General features: G+C 64.0%; 27 protein-coding genes and 1 other RNA gene. 18 read left to right on the forward strand and 10 right to left on the reverse strand.

Features of this window, described 5'->3' with window-relative positions:
* Window positions 1-115: 115 nt before the first annotated feature.
* Complete coding sequence (locus tag AC3YOG_RS16945; protein WP_489935949.1) at window positions 116-1,948, reverse strand: aminopeptidase P family protein; 1,833 nt, start codon at window positions 1,946-1,948, stop codon at window positions 116-118.
* Window positions 1,949-2,164: 216 nt separating this feature from the next.
* Here AC3YOG_RS16945 and AC3YOG_RS16950 point away from each other — a divergent pair, with 216 nt between their 5' ends.
* Window positions 2,165-2,296: a hypothetical protein gene (locus AC3YOG_RS16950; RefSeq protein WP_282567554.1), complete on the forward strand. Its 132-nt coding sequence runs from the start codon at window positions 2,165-2,167 to the stop codon at window positions 2,294-2,296.
* A gap of 95 nt (window positions 2,297-2,391) precedes the next feature.
* Here the strand turns inward: AC3YOG_RS16950 and AC3YOG_RS16955 are convergent, their stop codons facing one another.
* A complete protein-coding gene (locus AC3YOG_RS16955; protein WP_489935950.1) occupies window positions 2,392-3,261 on the reverse strand; it encodes a 50S ribosomal protein L11 methyltransferase in 870 nt (289 codons plus the stop codon).
* 63 nt (window positions 3,262-3,324) lie between these two features.
* Between AC3YOG_RS16955 and AC3YOG_RS16960 the strand changes: the two genes are divergently transcribed.
* Window positions 3,325-3,642 (forward strand): putative quinol monooxygenase, encoded by a 318-nt coding sequence (locus AC3YOG_RS16960; protein ID WP_172123647.1) that lies wholly within the window; start codon window positions 3,325-3,327, stop codon window positions 3,640-3,642.
* Between the two features lie 2 nt (window positions 3,643-3,644).
* Here AC3YOG_RS16960 and AC3YOG_RS16965 read toward each other — a convergent pair whose 3' ends face one another.
* Both AC3YOG_RS16965 and AC3YOG_RS16970 read right to left on the reverse strand, forming a co-directional pair.
* Window positions 3,645-3,962, reverse strand: coding sequence for a heavy metal-binding domain-containing protein (locus AC3YOG_RS16965; RefSeq protein ID WP_127753544.1), 318 nt, complete (start codon window positions 3,960-3,962; stop codon window positions 3,645-3,647).
* 5 nt (window positions 3,963-3,967) lie between these two features.
* A complete protein-coding gene (locus AC3YOG_RS16970; protein WP_489935951.1) occupies window positions 3,968-6,304 on the reverse strand; it encodes an ATP-dependent helicase in 2,337 nt (778 codons plus the stop codon).
* 310 nt (window positions 6,305-6,614) lie between these two features.
* On the opposite strand from AC3YOG_RS16970, the gene AC3YOG_RS16975 reads away from it, so the two are divergent.
* Window positions 6,615-10,265, forward strand: a complete 3,651-nt coding sequence (locus AC3YOG_RS16975; RefSeq protein ID WP_489935952.1) for an AsmA family protein — start codon at window positions 6,615-6,617, stop codon at window positions 10,263-10,265.
* Here the strand turns inward: AC3YOG_RS16975 and AC3YOG_RS16980 are convergent.
* From AC3YOG_RS16980 to ssrA, 3 genes are all read right to left on the reverse strand, one after another.
* Window positions 10,262-10,480, reverse strand: coding sequence for a ribbon-helix-helix domain-containing protein (locus tag AC3YOG_RS16980; protein WP_489935953.1), 219 nt, complete (start codon window positions 10,478-10,480; stop codon window positions 10,262-10,264). The two genes, AC3YOG_RS16975 and AC3YOG_RS16980, sit on opposite strands and share 4 nt — an antisense overlap.
* Window positions 10,481-10,488: 8 nt before the next feature.
* Entirely contained in the window at window positions 10,489-10,977 is a 489-nt protein-coding gene (locus AC3YOG_RS16985) for an SspB family protein (RefSeq protein ID WP_127753540.1), read from the reverse strand.
* Between the two features lie 106 nt (window positions 10,978-11,083).
* Window positions 11,084-11,442, reverse strand: a transfer-messenger RNA (tmRNA) gene (gene ssrA, locus AC3YOG_RS16990).
* A 90-nt stretch (window positions 11,443-11,532) separates the two neighbouring features.
* Between ssrA and AC3YOG_RS16995 the strand changes: the two genes are divergently transcribed.
* Window positions 11,533-12,348, forward strand: coding sequence for a transglutaminase-like domain-containing protein (locus AC3YOG_RS16995; protein ID WP_127753539.1), 816 nt, complete (start codon window positions 11,533-11,535; stop codon window positions 12,346-12,348).
* Here AC3YOG_RS16995 and AC3YOG_RS17000 read toward each other — a convergent pair.
* A complete protein-coding gene (locus AC3YOG_RS17000; protein WP_127753538.1) occupies window positions 12,345-12,545 on the reverse strand; it encodes a YdeI/OmpD-associated family protein in 201 nt (66 codons plus the stop codon). The genes AC3YOG_RS16995 and AC3YOG_RS17000 overlap by 4 nt on opposite strands.
* A gap of 288 nt (window positions 12,546-12,833) precedes the next feature.
* Here AC3YOG_RS17000 and AC3YOG_RS17005 point away from each other — a divergent pair, with 288 nt between their 5' ends.
* The 6 genes from AC3YOG_RS17005 (at window position 12,834) to hflC (ending at window position 18,058) form a co-directional block, all read left to right on the forward strand.
* The gene (locus tag AC3YOG_RS17005; protein WP_489935954.1) at window positions 12,834-13,628 is read left to right on the forward strand and encodes a thymidylate synthase; all 795 of its coding nucleotides are present in this window, start codon (window positions 12,834-12,836) and stop codon (window positions 13,626-13,628) included.
* Window positions 13,629-13,717: 89 nt separating this feature from the next.
* Window positions 13,718-14,722, forward strand: a complete 1,005-nt coding sequence (locus AC3YOG_RS17010) for a DUF4424 domain-containing protein (protein WP_489935955.1) — start codon at window positions 13,718-13,720, stop codon at window positions 14,720-14,722.
* Window positions 14,719-15,198, forward strand: a complete 480-nt coding sequence (locus AC3YOG_RS17015) for a GNAT family N-acetyltransferase (protein WP_172123641.1) — start codon at window positions 14,719-14,721, stop codon at window positions 15,196-15,198. Before AC3YOG_RS17010 ends, AC3YOG_RS17015 begins: the two co-directional genes overlap by 4 nt.
* Window positions 15,195-15,704 (forward strand): dihydrofolate reductase, encoded by a 510-nt coding sequence (locus AC3YOG_RS17020; protein WP_172123640.1) that lies wholly within the window; start codon window positions 15,195-15,197, stop codon window positions 15,702-15,704. Before AC3YOG_RS17015 ends, AC3YOG_RS17020 begins: the two co-directional genes overlap by 4 nt.
* Window positions 15,705-15,781: 77 nt before the next feature.
* The gene (gene hflK / locus AC3YOG_RS17025) at window positions 15,782-16,915 is read left to right on the forward strand and encodes an FtsH protease activity modulator HflK (RefSeq protein WP_172125046.1); all 1,134 of its coding nucleotides are present in this window, start codon (window positions 15,782-15,784) and stop codon (window positions 16,913-16,915) included.
* 3 nt (window positions 16,916-16,918) lie between these two features.
* Complete coding sequence (gene hflC, locus AC3YOG_RS17030) at window positions 16,919-18,058, forward strand: protease modulator HflC (RefSeq protein WP_489889011.1); 1,140 nt, start codon at window positions 16,919-16,921, stop codon at window positions 18,056-18,058.
* 71 nt (window positions 18,059-18,129) lie between these two features.
* On the opposite strand, the gene serB is transcribed toward hflC, so the two are convergent.
* Window positions 18,130-19,002 carry a phosphoserine phosphatase SerB gene (gene serB, locus AC3YOG_RS17035; protein ID WP_489935956.1) on the reverse strand — a complete coding sequence of 291 codons (873 nt, stop codon included), beginning with the start codon at window positions 19,000-19,002 and terminating at the stop codon, window positions 18,130-18,132.
* Window positions 19,003-19,026: 24 nt separating this feature from the next.
* Between serB and miaA the strand changes: the two genes are divergently transcribed.
* Entirely contained in the window at window positions 19,027-19,911 is an 885-nt protein-coding gene (gene miaA, locus AC3YOG_RS17040) for a tRNA (adenosine(37)-N6)-dimethylallyltransferase MiaA (RefSeq protein WP_127753531.1), read from the forward strand.
* 57 nt (window positions 19,912-19,968) lie between these two features.
* Here the strand turns inward: miaA and AC3YOG_RS17045 are convergent, their stop codons facing one another.
* The gene (locus tag AC3YOG_RS17045; protein WP_127753530.1) at window positions 19,969-21,381 is read right to left on the reverse strand and encodes an MATE family efflux transporter; all 1,413 of its coding nucleotides are present in this window, start codon (window positions 21,379-21,381) and stop codon (window positions 19,969-19,971) included.
* Between the two features lie 70 nt (window positions 21,382-21,451).
* Here AC3YOG_RS17045 and AC3YOG_RS17050 point away from each other — a divergent pair, with 70 nt between their 5' ends.
* From AC3YOG_RS17050 to AC3YOG_RS17080, 7 genes are all read left to right on the forward strand, one after another.
* On the forward strand, window positions 21,452-21,835 hold the full coding sequence (locus AC3YOG_RS17050; protein ID WP_248305094.1) for a DUF423 domain-containing protein: 384 nt from the start codon (window positions 21,452-21,454) through the stop codon (window positions 21,833-21,835).
* Between the two features lie 72 nt (window positions 21,836-21,907).
* Window positions 21,908-22,180 (forward strand): YMGG-like glycine zipper-containing protein, encoded by a 273-nt coding sequence (locus AC3YOG_RS17055; RefSeq protein ID WP_127753529.1) that lies wholly within the window; start codon window positions 21,908-21,910, stop codon window positions 22,178-22,180.
* A gap of 284 nt (window positions 22,181-22,464) precedes the next feature.
* Window positions 22,465-22,680, forward strand: a complete 216-nt coding sequence (locus AC3YOG_RS17060) for a cold-shock protein (protein ID WP_127753528.1) — start codon at window positions 22,465-22,467, stop codon at window positions 22,678-22,680.
* Between the two features lie 286 nt (window positions 22,681-22,966).
* On the forward strand, window positions 22,967-23,179 hold the full coding sequence (locus AC3YOG_RS17065) for a cold-shock protein (protein WP_127753527.1): 213 nt from the start codon (window positions 22,967-22,969) through the stop codon (window positions 23,177-23,179).
* A gap of 318 nt (window positions 23,180-23,497) precedes the next feature.
* The gene (locus tag AC3YOG_RS17070) at window positions 23,498-25,267 is read left to right on the forward strand and encodes an acetolactate synthase 3 large subunit (protein WP_489935957.1); all 1,770 of its coding nucleotides are present in this window, start codon (window positions 23,498-23,500) and stop codon (window positions 25,265-25,267) included.
* Window positions 25,268-25,414: 147 nt separating this feature from the next.
* Complete coding sequence (gene ilvN / locus AC3YOG_RS17075; RefSeq protein ID WP_127753525.1) at window positions 25,415-25,969, forward strand: acetolactate synthase small subunit; 555 nt, start codon at window positions 25,415-25,417, stop codon at window positions 25,967-25,969.
* An 85-nt stretch (window positions 25,970-26,054) separates the two neighbouring features.
* Window positions 26,055-26,798, forward strand: a complete 744-nt coding sequence (locus tag AC3YOG_RS17080) for a pyridoxine 5'-phosphate synthase (protein WP_489935958.1) — start codon at window positions 26,055-26,057, stop codon at window positions 26,796-26,798.
* Window positions 26,799-26,930 lie beyond the last annotated feature (132 nt).

The raw sequence follows: 26,930 nt of genomic DNA on the forward strand, positions 1-26,930 counted from the left end.
AGATCGGTTGGGGTTGATCGTTCGTAGATCGGGGCTGGACGGCCCCCCACCCTTGATCCCTCCCCGCTAGGGGGAGGGTGTCGACTGATGAGCTGGTTTGGCCGAAGGCAGAGAATTACTCTGTGAGCGGCGCTGTGGCGGCTTCGAGCCAGGTTTTGACTTCGCCGGTGAGGTGGGGGCTGATCTCGGTGCGGACGCGGGCGTGGTAGGCGTTGAGCCAGGCGCGTTCGGGGGGCAGGAGGAGGCTCTGGTCGATCAGATGGCGGTCGATGGGGGCGAGGGTCAGGGTTTCGAATTCGAGATAGCCGGGAGCTACGTCGCTTTCCCGAACGGCGAGCAGGTTTTCGATGCGGATGCCGTATTCGCCTGATTTGTAGTAGCCGGGCTCATTGGACAGCACCATGCCCGGCTCGAGCGGCAGGGTGTAGCGCGAGGAGATGCCGATAGGGCCCTCGTGCACACTGAGGGCGGCGCCGACGCCGTGGCCGGTGCCGTGATTATAGGTGACCCCGGCCAACCACAGGAACTGGCGGGCGAGCACATCGATCTGGGCACCCGACGTGCCCTTGGGGAAGCGGGCCATCGAAATGGCGATCATGCCCTTGAGGACGCGGGTGAAGCGGTCGCGCTGTTCATCGGTGGCGGGGCCGCTGGCCATGGTGCGGGTAATGTCGGTGGTGCCCGAGAGATATTGCGCGCCCGAATCTACCAGCATGAGCTCGCCCGGCGCGAGGGTGCGGTTGGTTTTTTCGGTCACGCGGTAGTGCACGATGGCGCCATTGGGGCCGGCGCCTGAAATGGTGTCGAAGCTGGCGTCTAGGCAGGTGGGCTCCTCGCGCCGGAAGGCTTCAAGGGCGGTAACGATGGCGATCTCGGTCAGGGTGCCGCTGGGCGCAGTTTCGGCGAACCAGGCGAGGAATTTGGCGAGAGCGATGCCATCGAGCTTGTGGGCTTCGCGCATGCCGGCCAGTTCCGCCTCGTTCTTGCGCGACTTGGGCAGCAGCACCGGGTCACGTTTTTCCACGAGCGTGGCGCCAGCGGCTTTGAGGGCGGCTGCGACCGCTTCGGGCGCGGTGGCGGGATCCACCAGCACGCGCTTGCCGGCACCGCCAAGCGCTTCGAGCGCGGCGGGGAACTCGGCTACGGGATGGACGAGGTCGGCGAGCGGGCGGATGGCAGCCAGGCGCTCGGGCGTGAGCTTGGCGCCATCGACGTAAAGGGCGACATTGCGGTCCTTGTCGACCGTGGCATAGCCCAGCACGAAGGGCGCGTTGGGCACGTCGCTGCCGCGGATATTGAGCAGCCAGCAGATGGATTCGGGCAGGTTCAGAACGACGGCATCGGCGCCTTCGGCCTGAAGCGCCGTCGCGAGGTCCTCGAGCTTGCCGGCGCTGGATTTGCCGGTGAGATTGTCCGAGCGCAGGGTGATGGGGGCGTTGGGCGGAGCGGGACGGTCGGTCCAGATGGCGTCGACGAGGTTGGCAACCGGGCGCAGGGTGACGCGGCCCGCCAGGCGCTCGGTCAGCTCGCGGATCTCGGCGGGGGTATGGAGCCAGGGATCATAGGCCAGCACGCCATTGGCCGGCACGTAGTTGCCGATTTCGGTGCCGAGGGTGGTGCCCTGGCCGATTTCGATGACATCGACAAGGGTGGTGTCGGTCTGGGCGGGAGCCTGGAGGGTATAGCGGCTATCGATGAAAAGGGCGGCGCGCTCGGGGCCGATCACGGCGACGCCGGCAGAGCCGGTAAAGCCGGTGACATAGGCGAGGCGCGCTTCGCTTGGGGGCACCGATTCGCCGCGATGGGCATCGGCCCGCGGGATGAGGAAGCCATTGACACCGGCCTGCGACATTTGGGCCCGCAAGGCCTGGAGCCGGGGCGCGACATTGGCCGGGTCGGACTTTTCGGCAAAGCTCTGGAAGATGGCGGGCGGGAAGGTGGCGGGCATGGGAAGTCCTCGGAAGCAGGGGAGGTTTGACCCCATTGTAGCGGGGGAAGAGGCGGATGGAAAACCGGGGCGGGCCGGTAGATTAAAGTCTCGGTAACCTGGGTTGCAGGACTGGCATGGCTGGTCTGTGCCCGCTGGCCTTACCCCGGTGGGCGGTTCGGCCTAGATGGAACGCGACGATAAGATTTGTCGTCACCGTGCATGGAGTTTGCTGCAATGGCCGAGAACAAGATCGACTTCCGCAAAGCGCTGGGTTCCGTCGTGGATGCGCGCGGTCGCGAAACCAGCCGTCCGGGCAACTACCACATGCAGCACCAGCTGATCGGCGCCTTCACCAAGCGCCCCTGAGGCCGCTGTTTGGTTTTTTGCCGGACCTGATCACGAGCTGATCCGAGGATCCCCGAACCTGCGTTCGGGGATTTTGCTTTTTAGGGGGCTGCGCCTCAGCGCTTTTGCAGCATCAGGGTGGTCCATTCCTTGCGCTGCAGCTTTTGCGCCAGCACCATGCCCTGGCGGGCATAGGCGACGATGACGCCACGCGACTGGTGCTCCAAAATGCCCGAGAGGATAATGGAAGCGCCGGGCTCGGCGATGCGGCCCATGGCGGGAGCGAGCGCGGTGAGGGGGCCCGCGAGGATATTGGCGACGATCAGGTCATAGGGCGCGCCGGCCTGGATCGTGGGGTGGTTGAGGCCGGTCGCCTCGATGGGCACGATGAAGCGCGACACGCCATTGATGGCCGCGTTTTCGGCGGTGGTGGTGACGGCGATGGGGTCGATGTCGCTGGCGATCACCGGGGTCTTGAGGCGCTTGGCCAGCGCAATGGCGAGCACGCCCGTGCCGGTGCCGACATCGAGCATGCGCCGGGGGCGGCCGCGCTTGAGGACGCGATCAATGGCTTCGAGGCACCCGGTGGTGGTTTCGTGGTGGCCGGTGCCGAAGGCCTGAGCGGCGTCGATCTTCATGGCGGTATAGCCATTGGGGATCGGGCCTTCATGATGGCTGCCATAAACGTAAAAGCCGCCGGCGATCACGGGGGGCAAGCCTTCAAGGGATTTGGCCACCCAGTTCACTTCGGGATCGAGCGTCGTGACGCTCCATTGCACGGCGCCGCCGAGGGTTTGCTGCGCGAGGGCGGAGAAGGCTTCGAGATCGGGCGGGGAATCGCAGACGGCTTCGAAGAACCATTCGCCCGTCGCTTCGTTCTCATGGGCAGAGGCGGTGAGCGCGAGGTCGTCGCGCTCCATCACGGCATCGACCAGCTTATAGGCGTCATCCTTGGAGAGCGGGGTGGAGAGTTGATCGACAGACATGCAGGGCTTCCAAAAGAGAGCAGGGCGATGGTGCCCTTCTAGGGGGTTGGGGAGGAAAATACCATGTACGGGTTGATCGGAAAGCTTTTGGCGGCACCGGGCAAGCGGGTGGACTTGCTGGAAATCCTGATGGAGGGCAATGCGCGGATGCCGGGGTGCCTGAGCTATGTGGTCGCCATTGATCCGGCGAGCACGGACGGGATCTGGGTCACCGAGGTGTGGGACAACAAGGATAGCCACGCCGCTTCGCTGCAGCTGCCGCGCGTGCAACAGATGATTGCGCGGGCCCGGCCGATCATTGCCGGGTTTGGCGAGCGGTTCGAAACCGAGCCGCTCGGGGGCGTGGGGCTGCTGCCGCAGATCGTGCCGGCCGAAGACTAGGGCTAGAGCTTGACCGCGGTGCCCGAGACCGAGACCATCAGCATCGAGCCGCTGTCGCCCACAACTTCATAGTCGATATCGACGCCCACCACGGCATCGGCGCCGAGGCGGCGGGCTTCGTCGCGCAGTTCCTCGAAGGCCTGCTCGCGCGCCTGGCGGAGGGTGGATTCATAAGCGCCCGAGCGGCCCCCGACGAAGTCGCGGATGCCGGCAAAGAGGTCCTTGAACACATTGGCCCCGACGATCACTTCGCCGGTGACAATGCCGCGATATTCGCGGATCGGGCGGCCTTCGAGCGTGGGGGTGGTGGAAACGATCATGACGGTCAGCCCTTTTTGATGAAGCTATCGAGCACTTTCTTGCGGCCCGCTTTTTCGAACTCGATGGTCAGCTTGTTGCCCTCGATATCGGTGATGAGGCCGTAGCCGAATTTGAGGTGGAAGACGCGCTCGCCCTTTTCATAGGCCGAACCCGAGCCCAGATCGACGGAGCGGGCAACCAGGTCGCCCTCAATGGTGAGGGGGCCGTCGCCCTTGCGGGTGGCCTGTTGGGCACGGGCACGCTGCCAGCCGGGGGTCTGGTAGACGCTTTCGAACGGGTCCGCCTTGTTGAAGCGGCTGGCCGCGCCACCGCCATAGCCATAGCCGCCATAGGCCGAGCCGCGGTCGGTGACCTCGACGGCTTCGGGCGGCAGTTCATCGATGAAGCGCGAGGGGATGGCCGATTGCCAGAGGCCGTGGATGCGCCGGTTCTGCGCGGCCGAAATGCGCACGCGCTTGCGGCCGCGGGTGATGCCGACATAGCCCAGGCGCCGTTCTTCCTCGAGCCCGGCGCGACCGGATTCGTCCATGGAGCGCTGGCTGGGGAAAGTGCCATCCTCCCAGCCGGGCAGGAAGACGGTATCGAATTCGAGCCCTTTGGCGGAGTGGAGGGTCATGATGGTGACCGCATCGGTTGCCTCGACGCTGTCGCGCTCCATGACGAGCGAGATGTGTTCGAGAAAACCGCCCAGGGTTTCGAACTCTTCCATGGAGCGGCTGAGTTCCTTGAGGTTTTCCTTGCGCCCGTCGGATTCGGCCGACCGGTCGGCCGCGAGCATGTCCATATAGCCGCTTTCCTCGAGGATCTGCTCGACCAGCTGGTAGGGCGGCAGGCTTTGGGAGCGATAGGCCCAATCCTCGAACTGGGTGACAAGGCTGCGCAGCGTGGTGCGCTGCTTGGGCTTGAGTTCCTCGGTTTGCACCATCATGCGCGTTGCCTGGAGCAGCGGGATGCGCTGGTGGCGCGCTGCCGCGGTCAGCATGTTGACCGTGGAATCCCCAAGGCCACGCTTGGGCACGTTGATGATGCGCTCGAAGGCGAGGTCGTCGGCGGGTTGCGCGACGAGCCTGAGATAAGCCAGCGCATCGCGGATTTCCTTGCGCTCGTAAAAGCGCGGACCGCCCACGACGCGATAGTTGAGCCCGAGGGTGATGAAGCGCTCTTCGAACTCGCGCATCTGGAAGGAGGCGCGCACGAGGATCGCCATTGAATTGAGCGGCTCACCGGCGCGCTGGTACTGCTCGATCTCCTCGCCGACCGTGCGCGCTTCTTCCTCGCTGTCGTAGACCTGAGTGAAGGACACGAGCTCGCCGCCTTCGGCAATATCGGTGTGGAGCGTCTTGCCCAGGCGGCCTTCGTTGAAGGCGATCAGGGTCGACGCGGCCTTGAGGATATTGGCGGTGGAGCGATAATTGCGCTCAAGCTTGATCACCTTGGCGCCGGGGAAATCGCTTTCGAAGCGCAAGATGTTGTCCACCTCGGCGCCACGCCAGCCATAGATGGACTGGTCGTCGTCACCCACGACACAGATATTGGCTTCGGGCGCCGGCTTGCCTTGGGCCAGCAGGCGCAGCCAGAGATATTGGGCGGTGTTGCTGTCCTGGTATTCGTCCACCAGCATGTATTTGAACTTGCGGTGGTACTCGGCCAGCACTTCGGGATTTTCCCGGAACAGGCGAATGCATTCGAGCAGCAGATCGCCGAAATCGGCGGCGTTTAGCGTCTTCAGCCGGGACTGATAGTCGTAGTAGAGCTTGCCGCCCTTGCCATTGGCGTAAAAGCCGCTTTCGGCAGCTGGCACGTCCTTGGGCAGCCAGCCGCGGTTTTTCCACGCGTCGAGCATGCCGGCGAATTGCCGAGCAGGCCATCGCTTCTCATCGATGTTCTCTGCGGCCAGCAACTGCTTGATCAGCCGGATCTGATCATCGGTGTCGAGAATGGTGAACTGGGGCTTGAGCTCCACCAGTTCGGCATGGGCGCGCAGGATGCGGGCGGAAACGGAGTGGAACGTGCCCATCCAGGGCAGTCCGTCCAGGCTGGGCACGATGTCGTGGATGCGCCGCTTCATCTCGGCGGCCGCCTTGTTGGTGAAGGTCACGGCAAGGATCTGGCTGCCCCAGGCCATGCGCTGGTTGAGAATATGGGCGATGCGGGTGGTCAGAACGCGCGTCTTGCCGGTGCCGGCGCCCGCGAGCACGAGGAGCGGGCCTTCGGTCGAGACCACCGCTTCGCGCTGTTCGGGATTTAGCCCGGACAGATAATCTGGCGCGGCGGCGCGGCGCAGCTGGCTGGTGATCGGCCCGGGGGCGGGGCGGTCATGGTCGTGAGCTTCAGCGGGCATCGAGTTGCTTTCCATCGCCGGGCGCCATCGTGCGGCGCGGCGCGAGGATTGACGAATCTTGATTTGTTCTCACCGCAATATAGGTGCGCAGGGCGCCGGTGTATAGAACGCGGCATTGTCCATCGCCGGGCAGCACGGCCATATTGGGGCCGATTTGCCATTTCGCGGGCCATCCTTCAGCCCTTTTACCGCCTCAGCGACAAGCAAGGCTCGCCAAAGGCGCGAATGCGCTGATATGCGGGAGCAGGCGGGGTTGCGCGAGGCGCGGGCTTGCCTAAACTCCGCTGCGAACACCGGGTGAACACGCGCCGTGCTGAACCGCATCTATATCATCATCGGTACCCTGGCGATCATCGTGCTCGCCGGCGCATTCATCGCACCCTATTTCATCCGCTGGAGCGATTATCGCGGGCGGATGGAAGAGTTGGCCACAAGCGTGCTCGGCACTCCTGTGACGGTGCGCGGCGACATCGCCTTCAGCCTGTTGCCCAATCCGCGCCTCGAATTCTCCGATGTGCTGGTAGGCTCTCCCGAGGAGCCGGCCGCGACGGTTGGCTCGGTCGAAGCTGAATTCTCGCTGATGGATTTCCTGCGCGACAACTACAATGTCACCCGGCTGGTGCTGCGCGAACCAGTGATCGACTTCACCGTGGATGAAAGCGGGTTGTTTGGCAGCGGCGTCGATGTTTCGGGTGATCGCTCGGCCGTGGCGCTGCAGCAGGCGAGCATCGTGGATGCAACGATTCGCCTGGCGGACCGGCGGGCCGGGGACAACTTCGTGCTCGACGATCTCGATGGCGAATTGCGGCTGGCGAGTTTTTCGGGACCGTTCCAGTTTCAGGGCAATGCCGATTACGCCGATCGCCGCTATGCCTTGCGGTTCAACGCTGCGGTGCCCGAAGGCGATGGCATCAGCCGGGTGAGCTTTTATCTCGAGCCGGTGGATCGCACCTCCTCGCTGAGCCTTGAGGGCGTGCTGCTAGGTGGCATGGCGCCAAAGCTGGATGGCCGGCTGGTATATCGACAGACCCCGCCAGCGGGCGAAAACGCCGATGCGATCCGTGGCGATCTGGTGTTTGAAAGCCCCGTCAGCGGGTCTGCCGACCGGATCGTCTTGTCCGGTTACACCTTGCAGCCTGACGAGACGCGGGCGGGAACGCGGCTGACTGGCGCGGCCAGCATCCAGCTGGGCGCGCAGCGCAGTTTCGATGCGGTGATTTCGGGGGGCGTATTTGCGCTGCCGCCGCGCGACGCTTCCGAAAACACTGCTGATCTGCCTTATGAACTGGTGCGGATGCTGGCGGAATTGCCCGCAGCACCGGTGCCGCAGCTGCCTGGGCGGATCGGGGTTGATCTGGCAGAGGTGGGCTTGCGCGGCTTCGCCTTGCGCAATTTGCGGCTCGATGCGCGCAGCGATGGCAGCCAATGGCGCATCGAGCAACTGATCGCGCGCCTGCCGGGGGAAACCGAGTTGCGCGCGCAGGGAATGTTGACGGGCGAAGGGGACCAGCCCGTGTTCACGGGCGAGCTGGCGCTGACCAGCCAAAGGCTTGATGCGCTGGCGCAGCTGTGGCGCAAGCCAGCCGAAGACAATCCGCTGTTCAGCCAGCCGGGCTCGCTCGCGGCCCGGGTGATCCTGGGTCCCGACGCGTTGGGGCTGACCGGAGGGCGGCTGACCCTGGACGGGCAGGTGCATGGGCTCGAAATGCGGATCGGGTTCGGCGAGGAACCGCGGCTCGACGTGGTGGCGCAGCTGGGTGAGCTCGGTGGCCAGGGCAGCGCGATTTTGGCGGCGCTGCTGCCGGGCATCGGCAATGAACCGCAATTCGGCAACAGCTTTCCCGAAGGCAGTTTTGCCGTGAATGCCCGCAGCGCCGAAGTGCTGGGGCAGGCCGGCCGCGATCTGCGGGCGCAAGGCGAGTGGTCGCCAGGGCAATTGCGGCTGGAGCGGCTCGCGGCAGCTGACCTGGGGGGGGTAGGGCTGGATGCCCAATTGCAGCTGGCAGGGAGTTTGACGGAACCGGTGATCAGCGGGAATGGCAGCGTGCAGATTGCGGCGGCCGATGCGCCGGCGCTGCGTGCCGTTCACGACCTGCTGGCGGTGCCGGAGGGTTGGCGGCAATGGCTGGCGGGTTCGGCCCCCGCTGATCTGCGCTTCGATCTGGCGGAGCCAGTCGATGATGGCGCGCAATCGCTGACGCTAGACGGCACGCTCGGGACCGCGGCGCTGCATGGGCGGGCGGAATTGTCGGGTGGGCTCAACGGGGCGCTCTCGGCGCCAGTGCGCCTGCAAGCCAATCTCGAAAGCACGGATATCGAGGCGCTGACGCGGCAGCTGGGACTCGGTGATGCGGTGGTGTTCAGCGGCAGCGGCTCGGCGCTGGTGGTGGCAGGGCTGCAGGGCAATGCCGAGAACGGCTTTACCCTTGGGCTCAATGCGAGCCTGGGCGAGGAACGCGTGAGCTTCAACGGTGATGTCGCGCTGGCCGACACGGGCGAGTTGCAGGGCGATGGGCGGATCGAGCTCGCGCTCGAGGATGCCAGCGGGCTGGCGCAGGTGGTAGGCGCCGATGGGGTGAGCCTGCCGGGCGTAAGTGTCGGGGCGCAATTGCGGTTCGAGGGCGAGCGCATGCTGGCCCTAAGCGAGATCGGCGGCCAGGCTGGGGATGCCGGCTTTTCGGGCACGCTGACGCGGACACGCACAGGCGATGCGGCGGCGCTGGAGGGGGAGCTGACCCTCGAGGCGGCAAGCGTCGAGGGGATTGCGGCGACGGTGTTTGGGCCGGCGGCGCTGGTGGGGGCGGATGGCGCCTGGCCCGAAGGGCCGCTCAGTGCGGGCGCTGGAGGGCGCGGTACGCGGGGCACGGTGCGGGTCACCGCGGAGGCCGTTTCTGCCGGCGGTGCCCCGTTGCTGCGCGATGCCGTCTGGGAGCTGGCCTGGGACGAGAGCCGTTTGCGCCTGGCGGGCTTTACGGCGCGCGCGGGGAATGGCGAAGTGCGGCTCGATGGCGCGGTGTGTTGCTCGGGGGCGCTGGCCGACAAGACCGTCACCGGGCGATTGTCGGTGGCGGGGGTTGACCTGGCTGGCCTGGCGCCGGCCGGGCTGGCATCAGTGCTCGGTGGCAGGCTCGATGGCGGCGTGCAGTTCGAGGGCACGGGTGCGAGCCTGGCCGGGGTTGCGGAAAGCCTGGCGGGCGAGGGCAATTTCACCCTGGCCGATTTCACTGCGGCCGGACTCGACCCCGATGTGTTCGGCACTGTGGCAGGGCTCGAGGATGTGCTGGAGACGCCGCCCGAAACGCTGACGACGCTGATGGGGATCGCGCTGGGCGAGGGGCCGTTCCGGGCGCCCAGCGTCACTGGCGCATTCACCATTGCGGGCGGGGTGGTCCGGCTGGGCAATCTCCTGGCCGAAAACCCGACGGCGCGGCTGGCGGGCAGCGTTGACCTTGATCTGCGCACGCTGGCGCTGCAGGGGCGGTTTGCACTCACGCCGAAGGGCTTTGTTGATCCGCAGGGGCTGGTGCGCGACGACACCAGCCAGATCTTTACCGCGATCGGGGGGACGATCGGGGCGCCGGAAGTGCGGCTCGACCTCGAGCCGATGGTCGGCGCGATCCAGGTGCGGGCCAATGAGATCGAGGTGGACCGGCTCGAAGCCTTGCGCATCGAGGATGCCGAGCGGCAGCGTGCGGCGGCAGAAGCGCGCAACAGGCTGATCGAGCAGCAGCGCCAGCAGCGCGCCGCCGAGGAAGCGGCGCGCCTGGCCGAGGAAGCAGCGGAAGCGGAGCGGCTGGCTGAAGAAGAGGCCGAGCGGCAGCGCCTTGAAGCAGAAGCCGAAGCCGAGGCAGAGGCGGCGCAGGAGCCCGTTGAGGAGGAGCCGGCGCCCTTGCCGCAAGGGCCGCTCAATCTCGAGTTTACGCCGCTGCAGGTGCTGCCGGGCGCGAGTTTCGGACGCTAATCGGCAGCCGGAATGCGCCCCTGCAGCCAGGTCAGGGCGGCGAGACGCAAGGCCGAGGACAAATTGGTGGTGTGGCGGGTTTCGTCGACCGATTTGACGAGCCCGGCAAGGCTTTGCCCGGATTGTGCGGCCATCTGCTCGAGCACCGCCCAGAACTCGGGTTCAAGCGCGATGCTGGTGCGGTGGCCGGCGATGGAAAGGGAGCGTTTTTGCACCGCCCCGATCAGGGCTTCTTGCGGAAGGCGTCGAGGCTGATGACCTTTTCGCCCGTGGCTTCGCCGTCGGCGGCGGGCTGATCAGTGGCAGCCGTTTCCCGCGCCTCGGCAATCTCGTCGGCCGTGGCACCGGCGGGTGCCGTCGTGGGATCGAAGTTGAGGCCAAACTGCACGGAGGGGTCGAAGAACCCCTTTATCGCGGCAAAGGGAATGACGAGCAGTTCGGGCTGGCCATCAAAACTCAGGCCGACCTCGAAGCCGGTTTCGGTGACCTTGAGGTCCCAATACTGGTTCTGGATGACGATGGTCATTTCCTTGTCGTACTGCGCCAGGAGCTTTTCGCTCAGGCGCACGCCGGGGGCGCGAGTGACAAAGGAGATAAAGAAGTGATGATCGCCTGGCAGGCCGGTCTTGGCCACTTCGGCCAGGACTTTGCGCACGACGCCGCGCAGTGCCTCCTGGGCGAGAATGTCGTAGCGCAGGTGATCTTCGGCCATATCGATAGTTTCCGGCTGGTGTCGATTCAGAACGGCCCATATCAGCCTCACGTTCCCTGAGAATTCAAGGACAAAGGCAAAAGCTGCGGCGATAAGCGGGGAGGGAAGTGCAGGCTTCTGTTGCCAGGTGCCTGCGGACCCCGCCTGTCAGCCGGCTAGGGCTGGAGGACTTAGATTCCCAGTACTAGCGCTGCTTACGCAGCGAGAGCGACTGGAGCCTTATGGTTGTCATTTGCAACTATAAGTTTCGGACCGATAACGGTGGTACCTCACCGAGCGAAAACACACCCTTTACGCCCTCGTCGATCCTGTTTCGCCCCCATTGGCTACTCTCGCGGGGAGGGTAGATGGTGGAGGCGCCGGGTACTGCCCCCGGGTCCGAAAGGTTTATTACGATGGCAGTTTATCGCCATAGCTCTTGCGAGCACGACATATATAGGACGCGCCCCCGCCCGATGCAAATGGCTTGATGCAAAAAGGCGGCAGCATCCGCAGGCCTTGGTGTTTGCGCGCGCCTGTGTCACACTGGCGCGGCAAAAGCCCGGAGTGCAGACGATGCAGATCAAGGCCGGCTTCACCCTCAGCTACCAGTGTCCCCAACCTACGCCCATGCTGCTTTGCCTGCATGTGCATCCATCACGCCGGGCCGATTTGCTGAGCGAGCAGATCCTGGTGTTTTCACGGCCGGTGGACGCATGGGACTACCTTGATGGCTTCGGCAATTCCTGCACCAGGATCGTTGCCCCGGCGGGGCAGCTGACCATTTCAACCGAGTTCTGGGTATTCGATACCGGCTTGCCCGATGTGGTGCCCGCCACTGCACATCAGCACGCAATCGAGGAATTGCCGGACGAAGCGCTCGTCTACCTCTTGGGTTCGCGCTATTGCGAAACCGATTTGCTGACGCCGGTGGCCTGGGAGTTGTTCGGCGCTACCGAGCCAGGCTGGCCCCGGGTGCAGGCAATCCTTGATTGGGTGCACAACCATATCCGGTTTGATTACGGGCAGGCCGACCGCACGCGCAGCGCTTTCGGCGCGTATCAGGGGCATGTGGGCGTGTGCCGCGACTTTGCGCATCTGGCGCTCACTCTTTGCCGCTGCATGAATATACCGGCGCGCTATTGCACGGGCTATCTGGGCGATATCGGGGTTCCGCCCAATCCGGCGCCGATGGATTTTTCCGCCTGGTTCGAGGTGTATCTGGGCGGGCACTGGTACACCGCCGATGCGCGGCACAATACGCCCCGGATCGGGCGCGTGCTCATGGGGATCGGCCGCGATGCCACCGATGTGGCGCTGTCGACCCAGTTCGGGCCCGGCACCCTGTCGGGCTTCGAGGTGGTGACCGAACAGGTGCAGCCGGCGGTCTAGCCGTTCCAGCGCATCCCCATGTAAACGCCGCCGCGTTCGAGTTCGTCGAGCATCTGCTCAAGGTGCTTTTGCTTGGTTTCGGGACGCTTCACCTTGTTGATCCACAACAGGTAATCGTTGCGCTGATAGGGCGGGCGGGCGTCGTATTTGTCCCGCAAGCCCCGTTGCTCCAGAGCTTCGCGGACAAACTCGGGCATCTCCTCGCGCGCCCGTAAAGGACGCAGCCTGGGGCTCACCGTGCGATTTCCTTCTGCTCGCCCGCCGTCCTTTGAAAAGGCGCGGGGAGGCGCAGGCTTGAAGCGATAACAGGGATGGTCATGGCGCTGCTCCTTTCGGCCAAGGCTAGACCGAGACTGCTGACACGCAAAGACAGCAGCAGCCGCGGTACTAGGCTACTCCCGCGGCTCCGCAAAAGGGCAGAAGCTCTCGGGGAAAAGCGGAGCGAAGGGCAGGCGCGCCGAACCGGAATCGGTTAGGCTAGGGGCATGCAGCCTTATCTCAAGCTTTTATCCGACATCCTCGAGCACGGCGTCGACAAGGGCGACCGGACCGGCACCGGCACGCGCTCCCTGTTCGGCTACCAGATGCGGTTCAACCTGGCGGAGGGCTTTCCGCTCGTCACCACCAAGAAGCTGCACCTCAAATCCATCATCTATGAGCTGCTCTGGTTCATTCGCGGCGACACCAATGTGCGCTGGTTGCAGGAGCACGGGGTCAAGATCTGGGACGAGTGGGCTGACGAGAATGGTGATCTCGGTCCGGTTTATGGCTCGCAATGGCGCAGCTGGCCGGCGCCCGACGGGCGCAAGATCGACCAGCTCGGCGCCGTCATCGAATCCATCCGCACCAAGCCTGATTCCCGGCGCCATATCGTTTCGGCCTGGAACCCGGCTGAAGTGGATGAGATGGCGCTGCCGCCCTGCCACTGCCTGTTCCAGTTCTATGTGGCCAATGGCAAATTGAGCTGCCAGCTGTATCAGCGCTCGGCGGACACGTTTTTGGGCGTGCCGTTCAACATCGCCTCCTATGCCTTGCTGACCCATATGGTGGCGCAGGTTACGGGGCTCGAGGTGGGAGATTTCGTGCACACCTTTGGCGATGTGCATCTTTATTCCAACCATTTGGAGCAGGCGCGCCTGCAGCTGACGCGCGAGCCGCGGCCATTGCCGACCCTGACGCTGAACCCGGCGGTGACCCGGATCGAGGACTTCCGCTTCGAGGATGTGACGATCAGTGGCTACGATCCGCATCCGCATATCAAGGCGGCCGTTGCCGTATAGGGGCTCCTTCCCCCGCTGCGCGTGACGGGCTAGGGTGCGTTTATCGGGGTTGCGGGGGCGTGGCCGTCCCCGGCAAAGAGGGGTCTGCGATGCGCTGGATTGGCATTGTTTGTTGGGTGGCGGCGACGGCCCCGGCGCTGGCCAATGACACCTCGGCGGTGATCGGCGCGGGTGGGCTGGAGTTCGTGTCCAACAATTCCATCGCCATGGCGAGCGAAGAGCTGTTCATCTCGGCCGAGGAGATTCGGGTCGTTTACCAGTTCCGCAATGATGGGGATGTCGACCAGGATGTGCTGGTGGCCTTTCCCATGCCCGATATTGCGGCTGACCCGTGGTCGCCGGTAGCGTTTCCCGATGGTCCCGAAGACAACCCGTTCCGCTTCGAAACGACGTTCGATGGGGTGCCGGTCGAGGCGGAGCTGCATGAATATGCCTTTGCGGCGGGGGTGGATCGTACCGACTATTTGCGCAAGCGGGGTATTCCCTTGCTGCCCTTCGGGGAGGCGGCCACCGAAGCGGTAGACGAGCTCGACGAGGCGACGACTGCCGAAATGTTGCATCTCGGGCTCCTGGTCCCGGACGAGTTCGATGCGGGCAAAGGCTGGGAGCTGCATCATCGGCCATACTGGACCTGGCGGGCCGCCTATACCTGGGAAGCCACTTTCCCCGCGCGGGCGACCGTTGAGGTCGTGCATCGCTACAAGCCTAGCGTCGGCGGGACGGCAGGGATCAGCTTTCTCAACGAGGCGGGTGGCGACTACAACCCTGCCGCGGAATATGAGCGCAAATATTGTGTCGACGAGGCCTTCCGCAATGCGGTGCTCAAGACAGCCAAGCCAGGCGAGCCCTGGACGGCGCCCTTCACCGAAAGGTGGATTTCCTACATTGTTTCGACCGGTTCCAACTGGGCCGGCGGAGCGATCGAGCGGTTCCGGCTTGTGGTCGACAAGGGCGCGCCCGAAAACCTGGTGTCGTTCTGCGGCACCGATGTGCGCAAGATCGGGCCAACCACCTTCGAGATGGAAGCAAGCAATTACTGGCCGCAGCGTGAGCTCGATGTCCTGATCCTGCAGCGCCATGAGGCGCAGCCGTGAGCCTGCGCATCCGGCCGGCCGCCCCGGCTGATGCAGCATTGGTGCTCGGGTTCATCAAGGATCTGGCGCGCTACGAAAAGCTCGAGCACGAGGTGGTTGCCACCGAAGCGGACATTGCGCGCGACCTTTTTGGTGCCAATCCGCGGGTGTTCTGCGAGATTGCCGAATGGGACGGCAAGCCGGCGGGGTTCGCGCTCTGGTTTTACACTTATTCGACCTTCCAGGGCCGGCACGGCATCTGGCTCGAAGATCTGTTTGTGGATCCGGCGTTGCGGGGGAAGGGTCTTGGCAAGGCGCTGTTGCGCCACCTGGCGCAGCGCTGTGTCGCCGAGAAGCTGGGGCGGCTGGAATGGTGGGTGCTGGACTGGAACCAGCCTTCGATTGATTTTTACCTGGGGCAGGGTGGCGTGATGCAGGATGAATGGACCAAGGTGCGGGTGGATGGCGAGGCTCTGGCCAGGTTGGGCCAGCCATGAGCGCCCAGATCGCAATGATTGCCGCCGTGGCGCGCAATGGGGTGATCGGCAGCGCCCAGACCATTCCCTGGCGCATTCCATCGGACTTTGCCTATTTCCGCGACAGCACGATGGGCAAGCCGATCGTGATGGGCCGCAAGCAATATGACACAGTGGGCCGGCCGCTGCCGGGGCGGACCAATATTGTCATCACGCGCCGGCAGGACTTTGGGCCACCCGGCGTGATTGTGGTGCCAACTCTTGAAGCCGCGTTGACCAAGGCAGCCGAGATTGCTGGCGCCGACGACGTCGATGAGATCATGGTGATCGGAGGCGGGGAAATCTATCGCCAGCTGATGGACCGCGCCGATCGGCTTTACATCAGCCATGTCGAGCTGGAGCCGGAGGGGGACGTATTGTTTCCCCCGATCGATCCCGAGGTTTGGGTGGTGGTGGATGAACCCGATATCGCCCCATCGGCCGATGACGAGGCCGCCTACCGCGTCAAAGTGTACGCCCGTCGTTAAGGGCGCGCTCATTGATCGGTTCCCTGTGCCTGCCTATATAGGTCGGCAAGTAAACGACGATGGCTGAAAGGATTATGATGCCCTGGGAGAGTAATGGAGGCGGGGGTGGCCGCAATAATGGCGGCCCGTGGGGACAAGCCCCCGGTGGCGGTGGTGGTGGCGGCGGTCCACGTCGGCCAGGCAACACGCCAAACCTTGAAGATATACTCAACCGCGGACGTGACCGGTTCCAGGGTGGTTTGCCCGGCGGACGCTGGGCAATTATCGGCGGTGTTGTGCTGGTGATCGGCTTTTGGGCGCTGAACTCCATCTATACTGTTGATCCGCAGGAAGTGGGCGTTGAACTACGGTTCGGTGCCCCCAAGCCAGAATTGTCCAATCCAGGGCTGCATTTCCATCTGTGGCCGATCGAAACCGTTGAACGCGTCACGGTTACCGAGAACCAGACCGATATTGGCAGCGCCAGCGGCTCGGGTGCTAGCGGTTCGGGCTCACGCACGGGCGGCGATGATGGGCTGATGCTTTCGGGCGACCAGAACATTGTCGATGTGCGCTTTTCGGTGCTGTGGTCGGTTTCCAGCCCGATCGACTATCTGTTCAATGTGCGTGACCCCGAAGACATGGTCCGCAATGCCGGCGAAAGCGCGATGCGCGAAGTGGTGGGCCGTCGTCCGGCCCAGGACATCTTCCGTGACGACCGTGCCGGTATCGCCATCGAAGTGCAGGAAATCACCCAGGCCATTCTCGACAGCTACGGCATTGGCGTTCGCGTCGGCCGGATCTCGATCGAAAATGCGGCACCGCCGGCCGAAGTGGCCGATGCCTTCAACGAAGTGCAGCGTGCCGAGCAGGACGAAGACCGCCTGCAGGAAGAAGCCCGCTCCTATGCCAACACCCTTCTCGGCGATGCCCGAGGCCGGGCCGCGGCGCTGCGGGAAGATGCGGCAGCCTACACCAACCGCGTGGTGCAGGAAGCAACCGGTGAGGCACAGCGCTTCAACGCGATCTATGCCGAATATGTCAATGCGCCCGAAGTGACGCGCAAGCGCCTGTTCCTGGAGACCATGGAAGAAGTGCTGGGCGGCTCCGACAAGGTGCTGATGGAAAGCGGGGCCGGGGGCCAGGGCGTGGTGCCATATCTGCCATTGCCTGAGCTGCGTACGCGCAGCAATGCACCGACCACTCCTCCCACCACGACGAGCGGGAACTAAGCCATGCAAAACCGTTTGATTGTCATCGGCGTTGCCGTCGTTCTCGCGCTTTATGTGTTGTTCTCGTCGATCTATGTGGTCAATGAGCGCGACCAGGCCATCGTGATGCGCTTTGGCCAGATCACCGATATCCGCACCGAGCCGGGCATCTATTTCAAGATCCCGACCGATATCGTGGATAGCGTGCAGATCATCGAAGATCGGCTGCTGCGCCAGGATATCGCTGACATGACCGTGCAGGTTTCGGGCGGCGCCTTTTACGAGGTGGATGCGTTCCTGACCTACCGGATCACCGATCCGCGGCTGTTCCGTGAACGTGCGCTGGGCCAGTTGCAGGTTGCCGAAAGCCGTATCGCCACCCGCTTCGATGCAGCGCTGCGCCAGGTTTATGGCTTGCGTGAATTCAATGCGGCGCTGTCGGAACAGCGTCCGCAGATGATGCGGGAAGCCCGTGACCTGATCCGTCCCGATATGGCGGAGCTGGGCATCGAAGTGGTCGATGTGCGTATCCTGCGCACTGACCTTGCCGCTGAAGTGTCCGAACGGACCTATGAGCGGATGCGCGCCGAGCGTTTGGCGGAGGCCGCATTGCTGCGGGCTCGCGGCCAGGAGCAGGCCCAGTCGCTGCGCGCCATTGCCGACCGTCAGGCCGTGGAAATCGTGGCAGCGGCAACGCGTGACGCCGAGATCATCCGTGGTACGGGTGACGCCGACCGGAACCGGATCTTTGCTGCCGCCTATGGGCAGGATCCCGAGTTCTTCGAGTTCTATCGCTCGATGGAATCGTACCGGACGGCACTGTCCAATACGGGCACGACCATGGTGCTGTCGCCTGAAAGCGAGTTCTTCCGGTATTTCGGCTCGAACGGTGAATTGCCGGCGGCCAATCCGAACCTTGCGCCTCCGATTGCACCGGTACCGGCTCCAGCCGTGCCGACCAGCGAGGGTCCGGCCCTTGATGGCCTTGGGATCGAGGATGCCACTACGCCTAGTCTGACGCTGGACGACGGCTCCGAACTGGCCCCGACCGTCGGCACGGATGTGCCGCCGCCAGTGGAAGGCGAGACCGCTCCTGCGGCAGCGCCCGCCGCCGAAGCACCGGCGGCACCGGCTCCGGCTCCCGCTGCGGCTCCGACGCCCTAAGCGGCACCGGATAGCGAAACGAAAACCCCCGCCAGTGGCGGGGGTTTTTTGTTGGGCAGGTGGTGGGCGGGTTAGCGGACGATGTCCTCGTCGGTATAGCCCTGCAGATAAAGCAGGGCGGTGAGATCGCCATGGTCGATCCGCACACCCGCTTCGGCCGCAACGGCGGGCTTGGCGTGGATGGCGACGCCCATGCCAGCGGCGCGGATCATGTCGAGATCATTGGCGCCATCGCCAACCGCCATGGTCTGGCTGAGCGACAGGCCACGCTCGGCGGCGAGGGCTTCGAGCTTGTTGCGCTTGGTGTCCTTGTCGACGATGGGCTTTTGCACCGTGCCGGTGAGGCGATCGCCATCGAACTCCAGCACATTGGCGAGCACTTCATTGAAGCCGATGCGCTTGCCGAAATGATCGGCAAAGATGGTGAAGCCGCCTGAGACAAGGGCCGTATAGGCGCCATAGGCTTTCATGGTCTGCACGAGGGCGCGGCCGCCGGGGGCGAGGGTGATGGCTTCGCGCCGGACCTCTTCGATGACCTTGCGCTCGAGCCCCTTCAGCAAGGCGACGCGGGTATCGAGCGCCTGGGCAAAATCGAGTTCGCCGCGCATCGCGCGCTCCGTGATTTCAGCGACCTGCGGCTTGATGCCGAGGGCGGCCGCGAGCTCGTCGATGCATTCCTCGTTGATCATGGTGGAATCCATGTCGGCGAGAAGGATCTGCTTGCGGCGGCCGGTGCTGGGCACGAGGGCGGCATCCACGGCGCGGGTGCCGATGACGGCGCGAGCGACTTCCAGCGCTTCGGTTGACTTTGGCTCGATGATCTCGCAGGCAATGCCGTGATTGAGCCAGTTGAGCTCGCCCCCGGTTTGACGCAGGACGGCTTCTGCCAAGCTTGGATCGAGTTCGGAGTCGGCGGGATTGGCGATAAGGCAAAGAACCGGCATGGCTGGTATCGAACTCGGGGAGGGATGGGAGTGAAGGGCCGTAGGCGCGCCGTTTTGATAGCGGGTCCAACCGCGAGCGGCAAGTCGGCCTTGGCGCTAGAGCTGGCGCGGGCGCAGGGCGGCGTGATCATCAATACCGATGCCATGCAGGTCTATGACACCTTGCGGGTGGTGACGGCCCGTCCGAGCGCCGATGAGGAGGCACTGGCGGAGCATCGGCTCTATGGCGTGGTGCCGGCGCGGGTCCGGTTTTCCACCGGCCAGTGGCTGGGAGCGGTGCGGCAAGTGACAGAGGAAATCGATCCGGAGCGGGCGCTGTTTTTTGTGGGCGGCACAGGGCTTTACTTCGATGCGCTGCTGAATGGATTCGCCGACATTCCCCCGATTGCGGCCGAACTGGTGCTTCAAGTTCAACAAGAGATTCAGGCGCTCGACGCCGCCGGAAGGCTGGCTTTGCTGGAGGCAGAGGATCCGGTGAGTGCGGCCCGGCTCGGGGTGGCGGATCCGCAGCGGCTGACGCGGGCGCTGGCGGTCAAGCGCGCGACGGGGCGGACCTTGTCGAGCTTTCAGGATGCGCCCCAGGCGGCGCTGCTCGGTGGGTTTGAAGTGGAGCGCATGGTGCTCGACCCTGACCGGCAGGTGTTGCGCGAGCGCATTGCGCGCAGGTTTGCGGCGATGTTCGAGAGCGGGGCAGTGGAAGAAGTGCAGGCCCTGCGTGCCCAGGAGCTCGACCCTTCCTTGCCGGTGATGAAGGCTATCGGGGTGCCCGAGATCGGCGACTGGCTCGAGGGCCGCAGCAGCAAGGAAGAGGCGGTGCGGCTGGCGACGATCGCCACCCAGCAATATGCCAAGCGGCAACGGACCTGGTTTCGCAACCGCTTCGCCGATTGGCCGCGTCGCGCCAGTTAAGGTCGCAGCACGCCGGAGCGTGGGGCGGGGCGCCAGCACGCTGCGCGTGCAGCGGATCTAGCGGGGACGCAAGAGCCCTAGTCGTTCGCGCATGGCAAAGCGGGCAACCAGAACCACCGCCACAAAGCCAAGCCCCACGGCCAAGCCGATCCAGATGCCGACCCCGCGCATGTCAAAGGTGAAACCAAGAAGATAGGCCACTGGCATGCCGACCAGCCAATAGCCGATGATGGCCACAACCATGGGGATCTTGGTGTCGCTAAGGCCACGCAGTGCGTGCGCCGCCACGACCTGGGCGCCATCGACGATCTGGAACAAGCCGGCGACCGCGACGAAGCTGGCGGCAAGGGCAAGCGCATTATGGTTAGCCGGCTGGTCAGGGTCGAGGAAGATGGTGACAATGGCGGGGCCAAACGCCAGGAAAACGAGGGCCGAGCAGGCCATGAAGCCGGTGCCAAGACCAAAAGCAGTCCAGCCCGAGCGAGCGATGCCAATGGGGTCGCCGCGCCCGAAGGCATGACCGACCCGCACGGTGGCGGCGGTACCGAGGCCCAACGGCACCATGAAAGCCGTGGAAGCGCATTGCAGCGCAATGGCATGGGCGGCGACTTCATCAGTGCCGAGCCGGCCCATCAGCAAGGCGCTAGCAGTGAACAGCCCCACCTCAGCCAAGACGGTAATGCCGATCGGGGTGCCGACGCGGAAAATCTGCCCGAGGCGCTTCCAGTCCGCGGCCCAAAGGCGATGCAGCAGATGCAGGCGGCGGAAGCGGCGGTGGCGCAGCACAAAGATCGCCATGGCGGTGAACATGACGATGTTGGTCAAAAGGGTTGCAAGGGCGGCGCCGCGCAGCTCCAGCCGCGGCAAGCCCCAATTGCCAAAGATCAGGCCATAGTTGGCGAGGGCGTTGACGACGACCCCGCCGACGGTGATCAGCAGCACGACGCGCGTGGCATCAAACGCGGCGAGCAGCGAGCGGAACGCGACAATGCCAAGGGCGGGAAACAGCAGCCAGATGGCCACATGGATGTATTCTTCGGCAAGAAGCGTTGCCGCGGGATCTTGCCCCAACAAGGCAAAGACCGGCCGGATCTGCCAGATGATGGGCGTGAGCACGAGCGCCAGAATGGCCGCAGCCCACAGGCCTTGGCGCACGATATGGCGGATGGAGCGGGTGTCACGGGCGCCGCGCGCCTGGGCCACGAGGGGCGCTACCGCGCCAACCAGCCCGATACCCCCCACGAGAAAAGGCATCAGGAAAGTCGTCGCAAGGGTACCAGCCGCCAGCTGGCTCGGACCCAGCCAGCCCAGCATGATGACGTCGGTGGTTGCAAGCGCGTTTTGCGCCAGCTGTGCGATCACCAGCGGCCAGGCGAGGGCAAAGGTGGCGCGCAGTTCGGCAATCCAGCTGACGCGCACGGGCTCAGGTGCAGCGGTGGCGTTGGCCACAACCGTGATTTGCTCGCTCATGTGATTTCGTCCTACTCGCGGGCGCATGCTCTAGCCCATCACAGGATGAGGTGAAAGAGCGGAGAGGGAAATGACGATGGTGCAAGGTGGCGTTCTGGCGCGGTTATTGTTGGCGGGGGCTGGAGTTGTAGGAGCGATTGGCGTTGCTGCGGCTGCGGGTGCCTCGCATGCTGGCGGGTCCCGCAACATCGAGGCAATCGCTGCGGTGTGCCTCGCCCATGGCCCCGCGCTGCTGGCGCTTGGGCTGGCGGGGCGCGGGCGGATCCTGGGTGCGGCGGGAGCATTGCTGGCCATGGGCACGGGCCTGTTTGTGCTGGACCTGGGCGTGCGGGAATGGCTGGGGCAGGGCGCCTTTCCCGGCGCGGCACCGATGGGCGGGATCGGAATGATCGGCGGCTGGGTCGCGATCAGCCTTGCCGCACTGGCGCGTAGGGCGCCGGAAGAAAAAATCTAGGAATGCAGATTTGTGCGGAACCAATCACTCAATCGTGCATTTGCTCCTCCGATAGTACCTGGAGGGTTTTCCATGCATAAGTTTCTGATCATCGCCGCTACCACCCTGTCGCTGGCTGCGTGCACTGCCACACAAGAGGGTGCTGCTGTCGGCGCAGGCGTAGGCGCTGTTACCGGCGCTGTTGCCACCGGTAGCGTTGCCGGTGCGGCTGTCGGCGCAGGCATTGGCGGCGTGGTCGGCGCAGCCGCCGGCAATGTCCTCGGTCGTGTCGACGGCGACAACAATATGTGCTGGTACGAAAACCGCAATGGCGGCCGGTACAAGGACGTTTGCCCACGCGGCTAAACAGGTCGCCGCATCGCCCCATGCGGCGCGCGCCCCTCGGGGCGCCAACACTCGGTCCGGAGTCCCTCCCGGGCCGAGTGTCTTTGTTTATGAAGGACTTGAAATTTGTTTGCGGGCGCGGCATATTTCACAACATACGTTACACTCGTCTTGCGCTAATCCAATCACCGGCGTGCCGGAAACTTGGCTACCTCCTGACTGTGAATCGTTAGACCGGGCTTTCCCGCCCGTATTCAACCCTTAGCCGCCGCGGCGGCGACCACTTGTTACGAGGATCAAATTCCATGGCCGCAATCACCGGTACCGTGAAATTCTTCAACACCACCAAGGGCTTCGGCTTCATCTCGCCAGAAAATGGTGAGAAGGACGCGTTTGTCCACATCTCCGCCGTCCAGCGTTCGGGCCTGCAGGGCCTGTATGAAGGCGACAAGGTGACCTATGAACTCGAGACCGGCCGTGACGGCAAGGTTTCCGCCACCAACCTGACCCTGCTGAGCTAAACTCAACAGGTTCGAGTTTCGGAAGGCCCCGGTAGCGGGGCCTTTTTTGTCCCGCCGCAGAGCGCCGTTCGCCATGCCGATACCGCTAGCGCCCCGGGGGGCTTTACTTTTTCTTCAGTTCCGTGCATAAGGCAGGCATACGTTTTACAGCCTACGTCGGCTGCCTGATCTGCCGAATTTCGGCCTGGCTACCTGCTCAACTTGCGAACGTGTATGCGCCCACCGACATGTTGTCATGGGCAACGGCTCGTTCGCCTCGGCGAGAGCACACAGAAAAGGGTCAGCCATGATCACCGGTACCGTTAAGTTTTTCAACACCACCAAGGGCTTCGGCTTCATTTCGCCTGAGAATGGCGGCCAGGACGCATTTGTGCACATCTCCGCCGTTCAGCGTTCGGGCCTGCAGGGCCTGTATGAAGGCGACAAGGTCACCTACGAGCTCGAGACCGGCCGCGATGGCAAGGTTTCGGCAACGAACCTGACCCTGCTCGACAACTAAGCGATCCCTTACCGGATCTGGAAAGGCTCCCTCCGGGGAGCCTTTTTTGTTTTTGTGCCCGGCTCGGGCGATGGCATTTGCCCGCTTGACCGATTTCGGGCGAGGGGCTAGAAACAAACCAACTTTTTTATGGAGAGGTCCCGTGCGGGCACTCATTCTCGTAGTAGGCTGGCGCATCGGCGACGTGGGATAACATCCCGCGCGAATGCTGATGCGCCGAAAACAGGTCCCAAACGGGGCCTTTTTTATTGCCCATTTTCCGCCGGGGCGGAGGGGCGGAACCGAACGGCCCGGTGGGGCAACAAAGGAGCAAGCAAGATGGCGGAACACGAGAAGATGACGGGCGCCGAGATGGTGATCCAGGCGCTAACCGATCAGGGTGTCGAGCATATCTTTGGCTATCCCGGTGGCGCGGCGCTGCCGATCTATGACGCGATGTTCCAGCAGGATGTGATCCAGCATATCCTCGTGCGCCACGAACAGGGCGCGACCCATATGGCCGAGGGCTATGCCCGCTCGACCGGCAAGCCGGGCGTGGTGCTCGTGACCTCGGGCCCGGGGGTGACCAATGCGATCACCGGGCTGACCGACGCGCTGCTCGATTCCATTCCGCTGGTGTGCATCACCGCCCAGGTGCCAACCTCGCTGATCGGCACCGACGCGTTCCAGGAATGCGACACGGTGGGGATCACCCGCTCCTGCACCAAGCACAATTATCTGGTCAAGCGCATCGAGGACCTGCCGCGGGTGCTGCATGAAGCGTTCCTGATCGCGACCACCGGCCGGCCCGGCCCGGTGGTGATCGATATTCCCAAAGATGTGCAGTTTGCAGTCGGCACCTACTACAAGCCGGACGCGCAGAGCCTGCGCCAGCGCAGCTATCGCCCGCAGGTGGATGGGGACATCGCCGCGGTCGAGGCGGCCGTCGACATGATGCTCAAGGCCGAGCGCCCGGTGTTTTATACCGGTGGCGGCGTGATCAATGCCGGGCCGCAGGCCTCCGAGCATTTGCGTGAACTGGCTGAACTGACCGGCTTTCCGGTGACCTCGACGCTGATGGGCCTCGGCGCGTTTCCGGCGGCCAATCCGCAGTGGTTGGGAATGCTGGGCATGCACGGCACTTATGAAGCGAACCTCGCCATGCATGGCTGCGATCTGATGATCAATATCGGGGCGCGGTTCGATGACCGCATCACCGGCCGGATCGACGCCTTTTCGCCCGGCAGCCGCAAGATCCATGTGGATATCGACCCAAGCTCGATCAACAAGATCATCCCCGTGGACCTGCCCATCATCGGCGACTGCGGACGGGTTTTGGCCGAAATGGTGCGAATCTGGCGCTCCAAGACCAACCAGCCGCGTACCGAAGCGCTGGCGCCATGGTGGGGGCAGATCGGCAAGTGGCGCTCGGTCAACTCGCTGGGCTTCCAGAACTCGGACACGACGATCAAGCCGCAATACGCGATCCAGCGCCTTTATGAGGCGACCAAGGACCGGGATGTCTACATCACGACCGAGGTTGGGCAGCACCAGATGTGGGCCGCGCAGCACTTCCATTTCCAAAAGCCCAATCGCTGGATGACCTCGGGCGGTTTGGGGACCATGGGCTATGGCCTGCCAGCGGCGGTCGGCGTGCAGGTGGCGCATCCCGACGCTCTCGTGATCGACATCGCCGGCGAAGCCAGCGTGCAGATGACGATGCAGGAAATGTCCACGGCGGTGCAGTACCGCTTGCCGGTCAAGATCTTCATCCTCAACAATGAGCGCATGGGCATGGTGCGCCAGTGGCAGGACCTGCTGCATGGCTCGCGCTATGCGCATTCCTATTCGGAATCGCTGCCCGATTTCGTCAAGCTGGCAGAGGCTTATGGCGGCAAGGGCATCCGCTGCGAGAACCCAGCCGAGCTCGATGCCGCGATTGCCGAGATGCTCGATTATGATGGTCCGGTGCTGTTCGACTGCGTGGTCGAAAAGGATGAGAACGCGCTGCCGATGATCCCATCGGGCAAGCCGCATAACGAGATCATCCTGCCCGATACAGCCAATATCGGCTCGATTATCGATGAAAAGGGAAGGGCGCTAGTTTAGGAGGCGCGATTTCTCCCGCGCTCCGTGTCTGCCCGGGCCTTGAGCCTGGGCCCATCTTGAGATCTCGAGATGGATCCCGGCTCAAGGCCGGGATGATACCGGGGCGGGAGGCACCGTTTCCGACCCCAGCAGTTGAGGACCAAAAAAATGAACGCACATCTGCAGCCGACCGGTTCGGCTTATTTCATGACCAAGGAAAACCAGGAGATCGAGCGGCATACGCTGTCGGTGCTGGTGGACAATGAGCCGGGTATTCTTGCACGCGTGGTGGGGCTGTTTTCGGCTCGCGGCTACAATATCGAGAGCCTGACCGTCAGCGAGACCGAACACGACAAGCGACTTAGCCGCATCACTGTGGTGGTGGTGGCGACGCCCAAGGTGCTGGTGCAAATCAAGCTGCAGCTTGAGCGCCTGGTGCCGGTGCACAAGGTGCATGACCTGACCAGCGAAGGGGGCTCGGTGGAGCGCGAGCTGGCGCTGATCAAGGTGGCGGGTTCGGGCGACCACCGCGCCGAAACCTTGCGGTTGGCCGATGCGTTTCGGGCGCAGATCGTTGATGCCACGGTCGAAAGCTTCGTGTTCGAAGTGACGGGCAAGTCGAGCAAGATCGACAGCTTCATCGCCTTGATGGCGCCTCTCGGCCTGGTGGAAGTGGTGCGCACTGGGTTGGCGGCGATCTCCCGGGGTCCCGAGGGGATGTGATCGCGGTGTTGTGCCGGGCGCGCAGGATCAGTACTGCTGATGGCAGTCAGTTACTAAACCGCACCGCAACGCCGAGTTTTTCGCGATGACCCTGCTTTCCGTCAATCTCAATGCCGTGGCGCAGCTGCGCAATCGACGCGATCTGCCCTGGCCCAGCGTAACCGGCATCGCCCGGGTGGTGCTGGATGCCGGGGCAAGCGGGATCACCATCCATCCGCGTCCCGACCAGCGCCATATTAGGCGCACGGATGTGTTCGAGCTCGCGGCCTTGCTGCGGGAGGACTATCCGGGGGCCGAGTTCAACATCGAAGGCTATCCGAGCGACGATTTCCTGGCGCTGATCGATGCAGTGCGGCCCCAGCAGGTGACGCTGGTGCCCGATGATCCGGCGCAGGCGACCTCCGATCATGGCTGGGATTTTGCTGCTTCGGCGGCGATGCTGTGGCCGGTGATCAAGCAGCTCAAGGAGATGGGCAGCCGCGTTTCGCTGTTTTGCGATCCCGATGCGGGGCTTTATGGCACGGAAGCGGCGCGCGATCTGGGCGCAGACCGGATCGAGCTTTATACCGGCCCCTATGGCGCCTGCTTTGATGATCCCGAGCGGGGGGCGGTTGAGTTGTCCAAGCTTGCCGGCACCACGGCCGACGCCATGGCGCTTGGCCTTGGGGTCAATGCCGGGCACGACTTGACCCTGGCCAATTTGCCCGCATTTCAAGGTGCCGTGCCTGGCGTAGCCGAGGTTTCCATCGGCCATGGAATCACGGCCGATGCGCTGCTGATGGGGTTTGCCGAGGCGGTGCGCCGCTATTGCGCGGTGCTGGGCGGCTGAGCCAACAGCCCGTCGGTCAGGTTTGACGAACGCTGCGTTGAACACACCGAGTGCAGCTGTTGGTTCGCAGCCCTCAAAAGCGCCGAAATCCGGCAACTTAAGGCAGTTCAGATACTTACACCCATGTGCCTT

The organism is Devosia sp. Z6_126, from assembly GCF_058133495.1.

Excerpts from the sequence above, each read along its gene's own strand:
- AC3YOG_RS16985 (WP_127753540.1), bottom strand. The coding sequence starts at position 10,977 with ATGGCCGAAGATCACCTGCGCTACGACATTCTCGCCCAGGAGGCACTG.
- hflK (WP_172125046.1), top strand. The coding sequence starts at position 15,782 with ATGCCCTGGGAGAGTAATGGAGGCGGGGGTGGCCGCAATAATGGCGGC.
- serB (WP_489935956.1), bottom strand. The coding sequence starts at position 19,002 with ATGCCGGTTCTTTGCCTTATCGCCAATCCCGCCGACTCCGAACTCGAT.
- AC3YOG_RS16970 (WP_489935951.1), bottom strand. The coding sequence starts at position 6,304 with ATGCCCGCTGAAGCTCACGACCATGACCGCCCCGCCCCCGGGCCGATC.
- AC3YOG_RS16955 (WP_489935950.1), bottom strand. The coding sequence starts at position 3,261 with ATGTCTGTCGATCAACTCTCCACCCCGCTCTCCAAGGATGACGCCTAT.
- AC3YOG_RS17045 (WP_127753530.1), bottom strand. The coding sequence starts at position 21,381 with ATGAGCGAGCAAATCACGGTTGTGGCCAACGCCACCGCTGCACCTGAG.
- AC3YOG_RS17080 (WP_489935958.1), top strand. The coding sequence starts at position 26,055 with ATGACCCTGCTTTCCGTCAATCTCAATGCCGTGGCGCAGCTGCGCAAT.
- AC3YOG_RS17020 (WP_172123640.1), top strand. The coding sequence starts at position 15,195 with ATGAGCGCCCAGATCGCAATGATTGCCGCCGTGGCGCGCAATGGGGTG.
- miaA (WP_127753531.1), top strand. The coding sequence starts at position 19,027 with ATGGGAGTGAAGGGCCGTAGGCGCGCCGTTTTGATAGCGGGTCCAACC.
- hflC (WP_489889011.1), top strand. The coding sequence starts at position 16,919 with ATGCAAAACCGTTTGATTGTCATCGGCGTTGCCGTCGTTCTCGCGCTT.
- AC3YOG_RS17065 (WP_127753527.1), top strand. The coding sequence starts at position 22,967 with ATGATCACCGGTACCGTTAAGTTTTTCAACACCACCAAGGGCTTCGGC.
- AC3YOG_RS17050 (WP_248305094.1), top strand. The coding sequence starts at position 21,452 with ATGACGATGGTGCAAGGTGGCGTTCTGGCGCGGTTATTGTTGGCGGGG.
- ilvN (WP_127753525.1), top strand. The coding sequence starts at position 25,415 with ATGAACGCACATCTGCAGCCGACCGGTTCGGCTTATTTCATGACCAAG.
- AC3YOG_RS17055 (WP_127753529.1), top strand. The coding sequence starts at position 21,908 with ATGCATAAGTTTCTGATCATCGCCGCTACCACCCTGTCGCTGGCTGCG.
- AC3YOG_RS17005 (WP_489935954.1), top strand. The coding sequence starts at position 12,834 with ATGCAGCCTTATCTCAAGCTTTTATCCGACATCCTCGAGCACGGCGTC.
- AC3YOG_RS16995 (WP_127753539.1), top strand. The coding sequence starts at position 11,533 with ATGCAGATCAAGGCCGGCTTCACCCTCAGCTACCAGTGTCCCCAACCT.
- AC3YOG_RS16950 (WP_282567554.1), top strand. The coding sequence starts at position 2,165 with ATGGCCGAGAACAAGATCGACTTCCGCAAAGCGCTGGGTTCCGTCGTG.
- AC3YOG_RS16960 (WP_172123647.1), top strand. The coding sequence starts at position 3,325 with ATGTACGGGTTGATCGGAAAGCTTTTGGCGGCACCGGGCAAGCGGGTG.
- AC3YOG_RS17070 (WP_489935957.1), top strand. The coding sequence starts at position 23,498 with ATGGCGGAACACGAGAAGATGACGGGCGCCGAGATGGTGATCCAGGCG.
- AC3YOG_RS17060 (WP_127753528.1), top strand. The coding sequence starts at position 22,465 with ATGGCCGCAATCACCGGTACCGTGAAATTCTTCAACACCACCAAGGGC.
- AC3YOG_RS17000 (WP_127753538.1), bottom strand. The coding sequence starts at position 12,545 with ATGCCCGAGTTTGTCCGCGAAGCTCTGGAGCAACGGGGCTTGCGGGAC.
- AC3YOG_RS16965 (WP_127753544.1), bottom strand. The coding sequence starts at position 3,962 with ATGATCGTTTCCACCACCCCCACGCTCGAAGGCCGCCCGATCCGCGAA.
- AC3YOG_RS16945 (WP_489935949.1), bottom strand. The coding sequence starts at position 1,948 with ATGCCCGCCACCTTCCCGCCCGCCATCTTCCAGAGCTTTGCCGAAAAG.
- AC3YOG_RS17010 (WP_489935955.1), top strand. The coding sequence starts at position 13,718 with ATGCGCTGGATTGGCATTGTTTGTTGGGTGGCGGCGACGGCCCCGGCG.